Genomic DNA, 16,803 nt, shown 5'->3' on the forward strand with positions numbered 1-16,803 from the left:
AAAAGCGCCGCTAATTGCGGCGCTTTGCTACTTAAGATGTTTTTCGAAAAAAGCTAAAAACTCAGTAAGCGTCTTCACTCTATGTGCTTGATAACTCAGATGATGATTGCCATCCTCGAGCTCTATGTATTTGAACTTCTTGTCATTATCTTCAAGTTCATCTGCCATGTCACGACTATGATTCACAGGCACGACTTTATCGTCATCACCATGAATAAGTAACACGGGGCGGTTAATCTGCTTAGCGTAGTTAACAGGAGATTGTGCCTCAAGTTTATCAGTATCTTGTCCAAATTGGTCACGAACAAGCTCTTTGTTTGTGAAAAAGCGCGCACGACTGACTATCGATTCTAAGTCTGTAACACCGGCAAAACTTGCTGCACATTGAAACGTTTCAGGATGTTTTACCACAGCCATTAGTGCTGCATAGCCGCCGTAACTTGCACCACCTATACAAATTTTATTTTTGAGTGCATACTTTTCTGCAACCAACCAGTTTGCCGCATCTTGTAAGTCATCTTGCATCTTTCCTCCCCAACCTTGATTTGCTTCATTAAAGAAGTCAAAACCATAACCAAAAGAGCCTCTGAAGTTAGGTTGGAAAACCACAAAGCCTCGGCTTGCCAATAGTTCAGACCAGTAATCAAAGCCAGCGTAGTCGCGAGAGTATGGTCCACCGTGTGGAAAGATGATTGTGGGAGCAGCCGCATCGAATGCTTTAGGTAAGGTTAAGTAACCCTCAATTTCAAGGCCGTCACGCGCTTTAAACGATACCCTTTGTTTGCCCAGATAATTGTCACCAGTAATATCTGGATATAAACGTCCTAACCCCGCTAAAGAGCTGGTTTCTCTGTCACCAATCAGGTACGTACCAGAGTCTTGGTCAGAATCGCCGTACGCAATGTATTTTTTATTATCCGCACTCATACTTATTACAACGGTGTCGTAGCTTGGTAATGCCGCCTTGAGTGAGCGTTGTAGGAGTTTGCGGTCTTCGTCCCAATAGACTCTCGAGTTATCAAGATTGGAATGGCTGAAGCCTATGGCTCTACCGTCGTGTGAATAAAGGAGACTGCCATCAAAATCATAGTCTGGATCGGAGAAAATAAGCTGAGGTAAAAGCGGGCGCTTAGTAATGTCTGCTTTAAACAGCGCATTTTTACCATTATGAAGTGCGGTGAGGTAAATAATATTTGGGTCTTTATCAAATCCAAGAATATGGATAGCTTCCGGACCACGAGCCTGAAAGGTATAGAAATCGGTTAAATCCTTCGTCTCATTATCATAGAGCATATAATAGGCAGTGATCCCTTCAAACCCATAACCCATTCTTACATTGCCTTGTTGATCGGCTATCCAGCTAGATATTTTTCTTCTTGCGCGAACAACTTTCTCGCGTCTATCTTTAGCTATGTCTAAGATATAAACGCTCGGCTTGTTTGCCATATCGAAGTCAGTTTGTACCAATATCTTGTTTGGTTGTTCTGGCAGTATGCTAATGACATCGTCTTGAAATTGGGCAGGAATTTCATTGCGATAAGCACGGTTGATTTGAACCAATTCATCCGTAGGGTTTTTTAAATCAAATTTAAATAAACGAGATGTTGTGTACTTTACGCCTCGCTGCACTTTGGTGTAATTAGCACCAAATAAGAGCATGTCATCACTGGCCCAATCGTACCAACCAAGTGCTATCGTTTTATTATCAGTTTGCAATATATAGTTTTTTTTATGCGTTTTTAGGTCATGAACAGTAAGTACTAGATTTCCATCATAATTTTGTAAATACGCAACTGCTTTACCACTGGGTGAGAGTGAAACTTTACTCATATTAGGGAGTTGCGCGTAACTTTCAATAGGTAACTGGGCGTTAGCAGAGCTAGTGCATAAAAGTGCAATAGCAAATAGAATTATATTTTTCATTTTTAGATAAGATGTAGAATGTTTTATGTGTCTTTAATTTGGCGACATTATTCCCTATTTTGAGGCTAAACTCCAATCTATATGCTTTGGCATACACTATCATTAGCAACAATTTAGGAAAAGTGAGAGCAAAAGTTCGCTACATTGCTCTCACCTTAACGCCGTTGAAATGAAAGCTGCGCACACACCAGTTAATGCGTACGCAGATTGAAAGCTAACTTTTTGTCTATTTTACGTTTATTGGATTTGAGGCGTGAATTTGGTAATCGGTATAACCTTGTTCGCTACCACCAAATAATGTCTCAGGCTGATGTTCGTTTAAGTACAAGTCATTTGCCAGCCTGTAGGGCAAATCAGGGTTTGAGATAAAAGGACGACCAAACCCAATCATATCAGCCCAACCTTCATTAAGAGCTTGTTGGGCGCGCGCTTTCGTATACTTTCCGGCATAAATTAACACGCCATTAAAAGCCTCTCTAATTGCGTATTTAAATTTCAGAGGCATATCTGGCGCGTCTTCCCAATCCGCTTCTGCGATGTGTACGTAGCATACGTTGAGCACAGTTAGCTGTTTAATTGCCGCGAGGTATGTCTGCTCAGGGTTTTCATCTACTGTACCATTTAAGGTAGTAAGCGGCGCAAGTCTAACGCCCACTTTGTCACTGCCTATTTCTTCACTCACCGCCGTTACGACTTCACGCAAAAAGCGAATGCGGTTATCAACAGAGCCACCATAGCCATCTGTTCTTTGATTTGAGTGAGAGTCTAAAAATTGATTAATCAAATAACCATTCGCTGCATGCAGTTCAATTCCATCAAAGCCTGCTTGCATCGCGTTTCGTGCAGCGTGTCGATATTCGTTCATTACATTATTGATGTCTGTTTGGGTCATTGCTCTAGGTGTTTGAGCTTGAATAAAATCAGGGGAATCATTTTCATCGATGAAAACTTTCACACCCTGAGCTTGAATTGCTGAAGCTGAAATCGGCTGAATCCCACCGGTGTTACTTTTGTGCGATACGCGCCCAACGTGCCAAAGCTGCGCAAACATAACACCGCCAGCATCATGTACTTGTTTTGTGACTTGTTTCCAGCCAGCAACTTGGGCGTCTGAATAGATCCCCGGTGTCCAAGCATACCCCTTACCGAGTTGCGATATTTGTGTCCCTTCACTAATAATTAAACCAGCCGTTGCACGTTGTGCGTAATAGGTTGCCATCAAATTGTTAGGGGTATCCCCAGGTTGACTCGCCCGCGAGCGGGTCATAGGCGGCATCACTATGCGATTGCTCAATGTTTTACCAGCTAAGTTAATCGACTCAAATAAATCAGCCATTTGGCCTCCTCAACGTTTATTTTCACTATGAGAAGCTTAACGGTTTAAAATATGTTCATTAACCGCAATAAATACAAAATATATTTGTAAAAAATGAAAAAACTATAGCGTGAGCCTAGGCGCAATGTAGTCTAGAAATGCCGAAATCCGAGAGGATACACCACTATTTTGATAATACACGGCTTGTACTGCTTCTCTGCGATTTGGCGAAATAATTTGCTCGGTAAAAACTTCAACAAGTCTTCCGGCTTTTATATCTTGCCTCACCATAAAGTTAGATAGCAGTGCAATGCCATGGCCTGCGATACACAATTGCCTTACGGTCTCACCACTGGATGCGCTAATGGAAAACTTGAGCTGCTGCGGACTTAGTAAAGGCCAGACGTTGAGATGTGGGGCATCGGTAAAACCTATCAAGTTATGATATGGAAGATCAATCAGTGGTTCATTACCTACAAATTTACTTAAATAGTCAGGGCTGGCTACAAGATGAAGTTTACTGCGACCTAGCAAACGCGCATGAAGATTAGAGTCTGCCAAGTCACCAATTCGTATTGCGATATCGGTTTTATGCTCTAACAAATCGATAATGCTGTCATGACTCGTTATTTCCAAAGTAATATCGGGAAAGGCCTCATTAAAACCTTTTAATATAGGCGTAAGCTGGTGAAAAACGAAAGGACTTGCAGCATCCACTCTTAATTTACCAGCTGGTGAAAATCGTAACAGCTTTAACGCCTCTTCACCTTGCTCAATGGTATTGAGTGCCTGCCGCGCATAGCTTAAAAATAGCTCTCCTTCTTCGGTTAACTCTATCCGTCGAGTCGTTCGATTGAATAGGGTTACACACAGGGACTTTTCCAGTCGAGTTACTGCTCTTGAAACCTTTGCAACTTGTTCGTCCATCAGATTTGCTGCAGCGGAAAAACTCCCAGTATCGACAACACAGATAAAAGCTTCTAGATCTTCGGTTTTTGAGCTAACGGTCATGTGTATTCCTTTTCATTTTCTACAAAAGTATTTTGTCATTTTCGCTATTTTTTGCAAATAAAAAAGCTTTCACACTACACCAACTTATTGCTTATCACGTTAAAAGGGTTATTTATGCCGCTTGCATTACTGGCGCTGACATTAAGCGCATTTGCCATTGGTACCACCGAATTTGTCATTGTTGGTTTAGTACCGACCATTTCTTCCGATTTATCAGTTTCGCTGCCAAGTGCAGGTTTACTGGTGAGTTTATATGCCATTGGCGTTGCTGTTAGTGCGCCCGTTTTAACCGCACTGACAGGGCGATGGAATAGGAAATCTGTATTACTTAGCTTGATGGCACTCTTTGTCTTTGGCAATCTGCTTGCGTGGCAAGCGCCAAGTTATGAAAGCCTCATTTTAGCGAGGATCATGACAGGGCTCGCTCATGGTGTGTTCTTCTCGATTGGCTCTACGATTGCAACTAGCTTGGTCTCAAAAGACAAAGAGGCAAGTGCCATCGCCATTATGTTCACGGGACTGACCGTTGCCCTCGTAACAGGTGTCCCCTTGGGTACTTGGATTGGCCAACAGTTTGGCTGGCGAGCCACTTTTCTAGTAGTTTCTGCTTTAGGTTTTATCGCTCTCTTGGGGAGTGCATTATTAATTCCAAAGAACCTAAAGCAAAGCGCATCTGCCAGTCTATCTGAGCAGGCAAAGGTATTATTGCAACCCAGATTACTGCTCGTCTATCTTATGACCATACTCGGCTACGGTGGAACCTTTACGGCATTCACCTATCTTGCGCCAATTTTACAACAGGAAGCCGGTTTTAACGCCGCTACAGTCAGTATTATTATGCTAGTTTATGGTGTATCTGTTGCTGTTGGCAATATCTATGGCGGAAAATTAGCCGATAAGAAAGGGCCGATAAGCGCTCTGACCATCATCTTCGCGTTACTCTCGGTCATTTTGGCTGTGTTGACATTTACCATGCAGTCGAAAATAGGCGTGGTGATCACAGTACTAGTGTGGGGAGCATTTGCTTTTGGAAATGTACCTGGTCTTCAGGTCTATGTTGTACAGCTAGCCGGAAAGTTTAGTCCAAAAGCGGTGGATGTCGCATCAGGGTTGAATATCACTGCCTTCAACGTTGGCATTGCGCTCGGTTCTGTTTTAGGTGGCCAAATTGTTGAAAATATGTCGCTGCAGGACACCGCTTGGGTAGGGGCACTTATTAGCGCTGCAGCCTTATTAGCAACCCGTTTTAGTGGCCATCTAGATAACAGGGCTCAAGTTGTAGAGTAGGTGGCGGCTCATCCAGAGGAATTTTGCTAAAAGATCGCCACGTGAAGTGGCTCCTACGAAAGGTAATCTGGTTTAGCAAATATTTAAGCCCCAACAAAGTAGGGGCAGACTTAACCTGCGGACTTTTGCTAACAGATCGCCACGTGAAGTGACTCCTACGAACAGGTAATCTGGTTTACCCAACATTCAAGCCACACTAAAGTAGGAGCAGGTTAATCCTGCGAGCTTTTGTTAAAGATCGCCACGTGAAGTGGCTCCTACGAAAGGTAATCTGGTTTAGCAAATATTTAAGCCCCAACAAAGTAGGGGCAGACTTAACCTGCGGACTTTTGCTAACAGATCGCCACGTGAAGTGACTCCTACGAAAAGGCGATCTGGTTTAGCAAATATTCAAACCTCACCAAAGTAGGAACAGGTTAACCCTGCGAGCTTTTGCTAACAGATCGCCACGTGAAGTGGCCCCTACTAGGCTGTAAAGTGCAAGTGCTACACTATTGTTTGGGGATCGCATTACCTTTAAACGACACTCTGATATTCGTCACTTTACTTAAGTCATAAAGCTGTGGATTTTTCAGCTTAATTGACCAAGTGGTAAACGGAGTTGGTTTAAAATAATTAATTGCATAATCATTTGCGATTGCACCACTGGTGATTGGATCTATGCTCGTCGTTTCACTATCTAACAGCTCGTAACTTACCAATCGGTATAACGACTCTGCACTAAATTGATAGGGTTGCCCTTTAAACCTATCTTGATATGAACCACTAGATCTTACTTCGATATCATAGCGCTGGCTCTCATTTAACCCAGAACCTTCTAGTACAACATTGACCTCGTCTAATCTAACTCGATCAAACTGGGAAAAATCAATATCTTCCAACGACAGCGTAAAACTCATTTCACCGTCTTGCGCAAAATCCAGCAATTGCTGCGGCGCATCTAACTCTTCTATGGTGAGCATAAAATCTTGAGGTCGAGGGTTAAAACGCAATAATGACGCGGCCTCTTGTTCACGTAGTAAAGCTAAGTCGTGACGGTATTCTTGATAACTTTGATTAAGGCTTGGTGTCACTATGGTGTCATCAAGAGACCAGTAGCTAAATGCCGCCTGATAGTTTGTTAATGCAACAAATATCGGACGTTTTAGATTATTCAAAGTCCGGAATAGCTGTTCCTCCATGTCCTGAATTTCATCTAGACTGTTTTGAGTGTTTTGTAAAAATGCATCTATACGATTGATCTGTTTAAGCTTTGCATCAGCGGTGATCCGCAAATCTATCTGTCTAGATTGCTCCTGGGCAATATCAATCTCTACAGCAACTATTGCCTTACCATGATTAATCAACTTTTCGATAGCAACAAGGTAGTCACGTGCACCATCAATGTCTTCATCTATGGCCTTTTTCATTTGTGCCTTAGCAGTTATCAAAAATTCGTCCCAAATTCGATTTGCCTCTTCTTTGGTCGGAATCAGTGAATTAAGACGATTGAACTCTTGTGCAAGCTCACTACTAGAAAACGGATCCGCGGTTTTTTGCGATAACACGTTTAACTGGCCGCTAACCGTTTGTACTTTATCCATTAATGACGCGATATCATCAATTTTGGTTTTTAACTCATTGATCTCTTGGATTGTGGCGGGCAAGCTCGCGACCAAGTCTTTCAGACCGCTGGTGTCACCCCCAGCTGCCCCCGCAAATGCAGTGCCCGCACTAATTACGGTTTCAAGTACTTTAAGCCCAATTTCAGTGATTTTATCTAGTTTGTAGTCCAAAATTCCTTGTTGAAACTCGACCCCTGAATAGAAGACATTATTTTCTTGTCCGCTGAATGATGCTTTTTGTTCATCAAGTGTTTTTACCAAGCTAGTCAGTTGCTCAACAGAGCGAGAGATAATTCGTTGCTCAGCAGATGCAACGTCGAATAGGTTATCCTGCATCAAAGTGAGATCTTGGCGCTTGTTTTCTAAACTTCGGCCTTGTTGCTGAAAATTGTTGTAGCTATCCTGATATGCTTCCATCGCGTCAATATATGCTTTAATCGTTAACTCATAAAAGTCGCGGGATAGACTAGGCACATAGTTTTTGTTAAGTGTTGCGTACGACAAAAACTGTTTAAAGTTAGCAAGCTGCAAGTAAAAATTCTTTGCTTGAACGGAAGATTCTCTAACATCATGAGCTGCGTTTAAAATAGATTCAGGCCAGCTCAACATCTCAATACTCAACGCTGGATTTTGATCATAGATAGAAGCCGCCATATCGAATGACTTTTCAAATGCATCTAAAAAGTACTCTTTATGCACAGAGATAAGTGACGTTAACGCTGGCGAAACAGGCGTTGCAAACTTATTGCCTTGTATTACCTGATATAGCGTACCAAACGAGTCCGGTGCAATACTAAAACGTTCAATTTCACCATCGCTTGGCGAATGAGCTGTGATTATATTGATATTGGCCTCAACTTTATCAGCCATAAATACCAATGTTGATGCTTGAGCATTTTGGGTGTCTAAATTGATACTCACCGTACCATTACCCATTATTTTACGTGCAACGATAAAAATTCGTTTGTTTGGTGCATCGAAAATCATGTTTCGGTCGATTTCTACAGTGTCAGCCGCAATGACGATAGTATTATGATCTCTTGCACTGGTAAGCACGTCATTCAAATTTACATGTAAGGCCGAGACCAAATAATTTTGTGTGTCTATCTGTTGTTGATTTGAAGTCGTAACGCTCGGTAGATTTTGACTTAGCTCAAGATTATATAGCTCGTTCCAAGTCGCAGCTTGGCTCGAAAAAGCGCAGCCAATCAATAGGCTGAGTAAAGTTGGTTTCATAGTAACTCCTTATGTACCTGAGCATATTTAGCTCAGGTACGGTGATATATTCCTTATAGCAATAAGAAAGGAATGCATGTTGTATTTGATTACTGCTCAGAGATAGGTAGATAAGCGTTTTGCAAAAATGCTCTCGCTTTGTCTGAAATGTCTTTCCACGAGTTTGTTGCGCTACTAGCAAGCGGAGATGAAACAATACCAGCTACCACAACATTAGCATTTCGAAGTGCATTTTCACTGTCTAGTTGCTCCAAGACTTCTTTAAGTGACCGCATATCTCCTAGTAGAGACTGCCAATGCACTTGCACTAAGCGCACATTATCGATTGCTTTGAGGATCTTATCATTCATGCCATCTACTTGACCTTTTGCAATCTCGTAAGATGCGGCCAGGCTCACAGAATGTGCTAGGTCTTTGTTTGAACTATCAATTTGTGCTTGAACCTTATCTATTTCATCTTTAAGCTCTTCGACTTGGCTGCCAAGCACCGAGCCGCCGATTAACAACACTAAAGGACCTCCAGCAGAGAGGCCTGCAACTATCTTCAACTTAGTGTCTTTTTCGTTGTTAAGACTGTTTAGGCGATTTTGCAAGGTACTAATTTTTTCGCGAATATTCGCAGGCTGATCTTTATTCAAGATATCAGCAAATGTACTCTCAAGCGTTTCCAATTCCCCTGTATGCGTAGTCAATCCCCCCTGAAAACTAACAAGTTCATTCACCACTTCTTCTGTTTTATTCAGGTTTGAATCAATAAAACTCATAAAAGTATTGAGAAATGAAATTGCGGCTTGGCGACTCTGCTCAGCAGCTTGCATATCCCCCGTAAGTGAAGCGTTATGTAAGTTGGTTAATTGGCTGATAAAAGGGTTAATTAACAGTGCATGAGTGTCTGAGTAGTTAGCAAGTTTTGTCGCTAAATCAATAACGCTAGGGTAGATATTATGATTCCAGTTTTGACCAGATGCGTTGATTTCTCCAAACGTTTCCATTAACGCTTTGTAGTGGTTATTCAAAGGCGTGTTGTCAGGGTAGCGCGTTGAACTTCTAAATGCAGACTCGTTGTTTGGTAAGCCAACAGCAGCTTGAGCGAACACTTGAATTGTGTGCCATTGCTCCTGTGTTAATAGAAAATCATCTGAACCAACATCTACAAACAAAGGTGCACCTTCAATATCACCTTGAAGTGTATCGTACATAATTGGTGAGATTTCTGGGACGTCGGTATTCGCAGTTGCGAGCTGACTAAGCCCAAATAATTGGAGTGACGTTACGATAGCAATTGCGCTTTTCTTTAACTTAATTGATTTCATCTTTCATATTCCTTAATCAATCGGTGTTCTAACTATTAAGTTGCACTAGACCTATTTTGGTCTCTAAAGGTGCAACTGAAGATAAAAGTGCATGTAGTTAAAATGTTAACCAAATGTACCTTTAATATTATTGATATAGGGACAATGAGAATGGAAGAACTTCTACACTTTCTAACAAATTGAGGGATTTAGTTGCATTTTCAATAACACCAAACACCACAGTATACAATCTACAAAATAACAAATTAAGTAAATGAAAGTTAACAAAAACCAGCTACAATCTGGCCATCCATAGCTATAGATGTAGGGGGTGTTGTTCCAGACAGATAGTCGACAGTTTATTTTTACAGCCGCTTTCGCTCAAAATTCAACCTTTATTAAACTGTTTCATAAAATCGAACTCAATGTTTCTACCACTGTAAATTAGACGCACATTCTTTGTTGAAAAAATAAATTAAATCTATTGTCAGCCATCTGATCTTGTTACGAAAAATCAAAGTAGCTGCCCGTTAACGCAGCTACTTTAAGTTATCTAAATGACTTAAAAATTCAAACAAGATTAAATCTAAAACGATTAAGCAGACTATCAATAACCACTTTTAGCTAGGTTGGGAAAGTGCCGCTTAATTTGGTATAGACCAAAAAGTGCATTTCATTTATAACTATTAAAAATACATGTTTAATTTATGTAATATTTATGTAATTTTATTTAGGTGTGGCGGTCTTTATCTTATAAAGTAACGTGAAAAGAGAAGTCAAAATGAACAAACTAAGAAGAATGATGATATTTAAGGGGGTGGTAGAGTCAGGCTCACTGACCAAAGCCGCGGAGAAGTTATCTTTGTCTAAATCAGTGATCAGCCAACATCTCAAGAAACTAGAAGATGAGATAGGAACACCACTACTATATAGAAACACACGAAGCCAATCATTGACCAACGTTGGTAAAGACTTCTATGCATACTGCCTTGAAATCAGCCATTTATCAGAATTAGCTTGGGAGAAAGCAAGATCTAAGCAATCAGTACTTGCAGGGCAGTTAACAGTGACAACATCCTATGCTTTGATGCAAACCATCGTTGCACCTGCACTATGTAAGCTGATTAAAGCGCATCCTAAGATCCGCCTGAATTTAATTAATGAAGATCGCCCTCTCAATCTAGTAGAGCGGGGGATAGATCTTGCTGTTAGAGTGGGAAAAAGCGCAGATGTGGAGCAATCACAGCAATATATTGGTTCATTTAGAGACGTGCTGTATAAAGCAAAGGACAGTGAATTTAACGACACAACCGCTCCTTACATTGCAAACTCTTGGGAAGGTAAAGTCACAAATTATGAATTTATCCATACCACACAAAATATCGTTAAACCGCTTTCATTCAAAGCACATCACAAAACCAATTCCGTTAGCGATACAATAGGGCTCATTGAAAGCGGTTTGGGTATCGGGTTAGTACCAGAGATCATCGCATTTAATAATCATAACCTAGAGCGAGTAGATCCCGAATTCGAGCTGGAAAAAGTGGAAGTATTTTGCATTCATAAAGGTAGTACTGATGTGCCCGCGACGATACGAATTGCGCAAAGTGCTATTAAAAGCTATATGGATGCTCATCAATTTGTATTGAAAAATGCTGCGATGCACTAGTGAGCGCCAGATGGAATGTTGTCCTCATTTGCGTTACTAAAAATCTACGTTATGCTTGCAGTAGTTTAAGAAAATTATTTCACTCTAAACATGAAGTTAAAGGAAAATCTATTCTCCCGTTGTACCTTGATATTTGGGCTAATATTGTTTGCGATACTGAGCCAAAGTACTCAAGCGGAAATAACCATTGCGGTTGTAGGCAAAACTAAAAATGACACCTTTTATGAACAATCGTATAAAGGGTGTGTAGACTTTGCGAAACAACATCCAAATGTAGAGTGTATCTACGATGGTGCTGACGACTATCAAGATTTTAGAACGCAAAGCCTTATCATTAACGAACTATTGAATAAAAAGGTAGATGGGTTATTAATATCAACTACCGATTCAAACTATCTCGTGTCACGTTCACTCAAAAAGGCGAAGCAATTGAAGATCCCAGTGATCACTTTTGACTCGGACCTTTTAACAGAGCATAAAGATTACCGTCTCGCCTATGTAGGAACCGATAACTTTGCGTTTGGTGTTGCACTAGGAGAAGCCGCCAAGCCTTATAAAAAGGCTGCGCTTCAATCGTTTTGTATTCAAACAGGTCATCACTCAACACCTAATTTAGATAAAAGAATTAAAGGCGTTAGATATGCACTCTCCACACATACAATAGATAACCTTACAAAAACAGAAAATGATCTCAAGCAGGGGTGGCGAGAGTACGAACGATGCCCACTCTATACTATGGGTAAACGCGAAGATGCGATAAGCCAACTATTGACCTTGCTAAGTTATGAAAACCCCCCGATTTTTATTGCTGTAGCAGGCTTCGCCCAATTTCACTCTAATTATATTGAGCGCGTCTTACCCTACAAAGAGAAGATCACGAATTACAATGCTGTGATCATTTCCGCAGATACAGAAGAGATGCAACTTAAAGCTTTGGGAAAGGGACTTTCAACAATCAATATTGGCCAAAACCCCTATGAAATGGGCCGAAAAGGAGCTGAATTGCTTTATAATACGATAGCACTTGGCCAAGCACCCTCCGAGGATAACTACTACTTAGACTTTCATTACTGCAATCAAACAAACATTCTTAGATGTACCGTTAACCACTAGCTTTAATGACCTTGTTATACGTAACCTAAGCTTCAGTCAAAATAACGGAAAGGTTTCAACATCTATTTTTCACGCCACAAAAACAATACTAAAGTATCAATTTAAAAACCTGTTTAGAGACGTAAAACATCATAAAATCTGGTTTTTCGGTTATTCATTGACCGCAAACTTAAAAAATACGACAATGGTAGTATATTAAGTGATGTTAATGTAAACAAAAAATTTACATTAACTCTATTTTATTGGAGTGGCTATGAAACTTAACTTTGCAACCCTAGCGCTAATGTCAGTTGTTGGTACAGCAAGTGCAGCCGACAATTTAGTCGTTAACGGCTCGTTTGAAACATCAGGCAATATTTCTGGTGATTGGGCGTTATTTGACAATCTCCAAGGTTGGAGCAGAGAAGGTGCCAAATTCGAAATTCAAAAACAAAGCCTTGGTATTGTCGTACCTCAAGACGGCAACCAATACCTAGAGCTTGACTCGACTGCAAATTATACAATCTACCAGAATATCCCAACAACGGCTGGTAAAAAGTATAAAGTGAGTTTTTATTACTCACCTCGAGTGGTAAACAATGATTCTACCAATCGTGCACGTGCATGGTTTGGCGATAATACACTAGTAACGATGAATGCAACGACCCGTGGCTGGACAAAGTACGAGTATACGGTTGAAGCGACAGGTAGCTCGACGCAGTTACGTTTTCAAGGTTTAGGCACTTCTGACTCATATGGTGCGTTATTAGACAACGTTGTTGTAACAGAAGAGGAGGAAGTTACACCTCCAGAGCCGCCAGTAACCTGTAAAGTCGGTGTGTATGGCATCAATAACTTTGGTGAAGACAGCAATAGCTATGTTTATAAATTCGACATGGTTAACGGTACCTATGAATACGTTGATGGCGTCGCTAACACAGCGTCAAACATTGCTGCGCACAATGGCGCACTTTACTTTATGGAACAAAATGACAGTGCAACTAAAACATCATCACTTTGGAAAGTTTCACTAGATAGTGCAGAACAGACTCTAGCTGCTAATGCGATTTCATGGCCATTATACCGTTCAGCTGTAACGCCAGACGGTACAAAATTACTCGCAAGCAGCAAAACCTATCTTTATGAGTTTGACATACAAACAGGCGCAAAAACAGTGCTTGGTAAACTAAGCTATGCAGGTGACGACTTCTCACACGGTGATATCGCCTATTCAGCAGATACTAACGTGATTTACGTACTAACAGGTAAAGCACTTTACACACTAGATAAAGGCGACATGTCTTTAGATCTCGTTGGCGAGCATGGTGTAAATTGGGCATCGGGTTTAGCAGTAAGCTCAGACGGCACGTTATACGTATCTGGCCGTAACTCAGGTGAAGACGCGAAGATCTACACACTAGATCCAAATACGGCACAAGCGACCTTTGTTATGGATGGTCCGGAGCACATCAACGATTTAACGTATGTAGCGAATTACTGCGAATAGGTCTATCTAATTAAGCAAGGCGAGGGGAACCCTCGCTTTTTTGTTTATAGCTAAAGTAGTTGATTGTTTTATATTAGAAGATTAAGTTTGTAAAGACCTTAGCGAAGCCGCTTTGATACTTCCAAGACATATAAAATCTGTAAGATAAAAAGACTGGTTAGCGTGTCTAATCCTTCATTCTCTCTAAAACCTCTTTTTGAATTTCTTCTTTGCTCGGCCTGCCAATTTCTAAAAGAGGAAACACAAAGCGAATAGCAGTTCCTTGTTTTGAGCTTTTAATACTCAACTTGGCTTTATAGCTTTTCGCAATTTGTTTTATGGTATATATCCCTAATCCGAAATGAAGTCGTGAATAAAGCGCCATTCCCTTGCCATTATCAGAAATAATTACGTGAATTTGATCTTGTTGTTTGCTAATGGACAGGCTGAGTTGCGTTGCTTTTGAGTGTTTAAGCGCATTATCAATACAATGGTAGGTTACACTGTAAATATCTTTTTCCAACTGTTTTTTAAGTTGTGTCTCACCAATAGAAATATTGAAATTAAGCTCCATATCACTCATATATGAGCAGTGAGCCTGCAACATACCGATAGCAACGCTCAGTTTTTCTTTTCCAAGTGCCGCATGACCTCGTGCCAGTGGTTCGAGCTTCAAAAGTGCTTGGTCGAGTTTGTCTAAACCTTCTGAAATCATAATGTCATTGCCGCTACACAACTTTTTAGCCTCGGCAACTTTAAGGACAGCATCACTCAAGTCTTCTTTTTGGTATTGGCGTTGATTATTCCTGAAAACTTTATGAAAACTCTGCACCCAAATATATATATACACAGAAATCGCAATTACTAGGATAAAGACCAAAGCAGCATACATTGAAATAGCTAAAGGTGTTGAATACCATGGCGCAGCCACGTTAAAAGTCAGCGCCGTAACATCACTGAAGCGTCCCTTATTCTCAACCCTAAATAAAATATCGTATCCTCCTGGCTTTAAATTGCTAAGTTGGATTCCTGCAGCTAACAATTTTTGCCATCCAGTATCGTTTATGTTTGCTTCAAACGAGTTGACATGCTGATCTACAAAATTGTAGTCACTAATCGTTATTTCAATAGCTGGATGCTGACTAACCAGTTCAGAAAACTCCAAATAGGTTTTACCATCCAGAGTGACACTTGTTACCTTTGGAGCATAAAGATCGACTGAAGGTGCCGTTGTCAGCTCAAATATAAAATCTGAACTGGCAGCATAAAGCTTGTCGCCCAGTACCTTAAGACTTCCTATCGTAAAAGAGTGCGCTTTTGTTCCAGGTACCAATTTTGTATGATCCGCGCCTCTTTCTATAATGTGGACACCATTGTTGGTCGCTAAATACAAATTGTCATTAAACTCCACAAACTCCTTAACAAAATTTGGTGAGCTTAACTTTTGCCAAACTCCACTATTGGGTTTAAACCAGACACCTTTTCCATAAGTCGCTGCAAATAGGCCTTCCTCTGTAACAAAACTGTCAGTGACAACTACACCGTCTTCAAATAGACGGTGCGTCCAGTCTTGTGTATCAACAACCAACAACCCTTGTTTGGTGCTTGCATAGATATAGTTCCCACTATGATTAATGTCTAAAACTTCTAAACTAGGAAGCAATTGTCTAAGCTTTTTATCTACTATCAATTCTAAGTGTGAATCAACTTCCACAACCCCATAACCATTTGTTGCGATATGCAAATTATTATCGATCACTGAAAAATTTAGTACATAATCATCATGAACTTTTGTTATTTTCTTACTCGCTAAATCCACAAAATAGGTACCCACATTGGTTCCTATCGCGAGACCGCGATTGAATAGTTGAAAGGCCGTGACCTCAAATGCCTGTGCAGATATTTGATTATTTAACCAAGTTAATGGCTCAAAATGATTTCTGTCGGCCTTTTGAAAAATGCCTTTTGTAGTGCCAACCCACAATTCTCCAGCAACGCCTTCAAGTACGTTGTATTTAGACCCTAGCGACAACTCAGAAGACTTAAGACCAACTTCGATAGGTTCGAATGTGTTTAGACTTAAACCCCACACCCGATTTTTACCATCTACATGTAACTTGCTGTAGTTTTTCTTCTTAGTATTAATACCGGTTCTCGTAATATTTAGGTCTGTGAGTGTGATTTCATTGACACTTTCGTTATCTGTAAAGTAGATAAAATAGGGGGAAGCAAACACGATATTATCAGCATTGTGTATTTCCATATTAGAGATAAGCTGCTGCTGTAGGGTAGAGTAGTAACTCATCCTATTATTAACGAAATAAACAACGCCATGTGGTGTTGCCGCTAAATTTCCGTTATCAATGCTTAGTGCTTCAACAGTTTTAATCACACCATCTTGTACTATAAACACACCATCTCTGGTCATTAGGTAGGCTAAGTTTGCAAACGCGTCAATGTCTAAAACTCGGCTTGAACTGCTGTATATTGTACTAACTACTCCAGAATCAAGATCAATCCTTTTAACATCATATTTTCCTAAAGTGAAAAGCGATGAGTTTGTTAAGGCAAGTTTTGTCGCTTCCACAGACGCTATTTTTTTAGATTCTAGACTTGTTAGATCCGTGATCCAAACGTCACCATTAGAGTACAAAGAAAACAAAGTTTTATGTTGCAGTTTAATATCACGAACTAAACCGCTTGGTAATCCAGCAGCTTTACTTAAAGGAAGAAAATGACGACCATCGTATCTATATACTCCATTGTGCGAGGACAAATAAAAGTTATCGTTTGAGTCATGAACGACGCCATTTAGATGTTCAAATTGGAACGCTTGTAACTGCAATGAAAGGGCAGTAAGAAATAAAAATACGAAGATACGCATGAAA

10 protein-coding genes are annotated in these 16,803 nt (G+C 40.5%); 4 read left to right on the top strand and 6 right to left on the bottom strand.

Translation table 11 applies throughout. The features are described 5' to 3' along the window. Positions 1-27 precede the first annotated feature (27 nt). The 3 genes from GSF04_RS00470 to GSF04_RS00480 all read right to left on the bottom strand — a co-directional run bounded on the left by GSF04_RS00470 (position 28) and on the right by GSF04_RS00480 (position 4,249). Positions 28-1,923, bottom strand: coding sequence for a S9 family peptidase (locus GSF04_RS00470; RefSeq protein WP_211857040.1), 1,896 nt, complete (start codon positions 1,921-1,923; stop codon positions 28-30). A gap of 226 nt (positions 1,924-2,149) precedes the next feature. After that, positions 2,150-3,259, bottom strand: a complete 1,110-nt coding sequence (locus tag GSF04_RS00475; RefSeq protein WP_211857041.1) for an alkene reductase — start codon at positions 3,257-3,259, stop codon at positions 2,150-2,152. A gap of 102 nt (positions 3,260-3,361) precedes the next feature. After that, positions 3,362-4,249, bottom strand: a complete 888-nt coding sequence (locus tag GSF04_RS00480) for a LysR family transcriptional regulator (RefSeq protein ID WP_211857042.1) — start codon at positions 4,247-4,249, stop codon at positions 3,362-3,364. 114 nt (positions 4,250-4,363) lie between these two features. Here GSF04_RS00480 and GSF04_RS00485 point away from each other — a divergent pair, with 114 nt between their 5' ends. Then, on the top strand, positions 4,364-5,536 hold the full coding sequence (locus GSF04_RS00485; RefSeq protein ID WP_211857043.1) for an MFS transporter: 1,173 nt from the start codon (positions 4,364-4,366) through the stop codon (positions 5,534-5,536). 491 nt (positions 5,537-6,027) lie between these two features. Here the strand turns inward: GSF04_RS00485 and GSF04_RS00490 are convergent, their stop codons facing one another. Further along, entirely contained in the window at positions 6,028-8,376 is a 2,349-nt protein-coding gene (locus GSF04_RS00490; RefSeq protein ID WP_211857044.1) for a hypothetical protein, read from the bottom strand. An 89-nt stretch (positions 8,377-8,465) separates the two neighbouring features. Beyond that, on the bottom strand, positions 8,466-9,689 hold the full coding sequence (locus tag GSF04_RS00495; protein WP_211857045.1) for an alpha-xenorhabdolysin family binary toxin subunit A: 1,224 nt from the start codon (positions 9,687-9,689) through the stop codon (positions 8,466-8,468). Between the two features lie 760 nt (positions 9,690-10,449). Between GSF04_RS00495 and GSF04_RS00500 the strand changes: the two genes are divergently transcribed. The 3 genes from GSF04_RS00500 to GSF04_RS00510 all read left to right on the top strand — a co-directional run bounded on the left by GSF04_RS00500 (position 10,450) and on the right by GSF04_RS00510 (position 13,936). Beyond that, positions 10,450-11,337, top strand: coding sequence for a LysR family transcriptional regulator (locus GSF04_RS00500; RefSeq protein WP_211857047.1), 888 nt, complete (start codon positions 10,450-10,452; stop codon positions 11,335-11,337). 144 nt (positions 11,338-11,481) lie between these two features. Continuing rightward, positions 11,482-12,450, top strand: coding sequence for a substrate-binding domain-containing protein (locus GSF04_RS00505; RefSeq protein ID WP_312026967.1), 969 nt, complete (start codon positions 11,482-11,484; stop codon positions 12,448-12,450). Between the two features lie 253 nt (positions 12,451-12,703). Then, a complete protein-coding gene (locus tag GSF04_RS00510) occupies positions 12,704-13,936 on the top strand; it encodes a DUF642 domain-containing protein (protein ID WP_211857048.1) in 1,233 nt (410 codons plus the stop codon). A gap of 166 nt (positions 13,937-14,102) precedes the next feature. On the opposite strand, the gene GSF04_RS00515 is transcribed toward GSF04_RS00510, so the two are convergent. Next, a complete protein-coding gene (locus GSF04_RS00515) occupies positions 14,103-16,799 on the bottom strand; it encodes an ATP-binding protein (protein WP_211857049.1) in 2,697 nt (898 codons plus the stop codon). Positions 16,800-16,803 lie beyond the last annotated feature (4 nt).

The organism is Pseudoalteromonas sp. A22 (genome assembly GCF_018141345.1).
Classification (GTDB): domain Bacteria; phylum Pseudomonadota; class Gammaproteobacteria; order Enterobacterales; family Alteromonadaceae; genus Pseudoalteromonas; species Pseudoalteromonas maricaloris.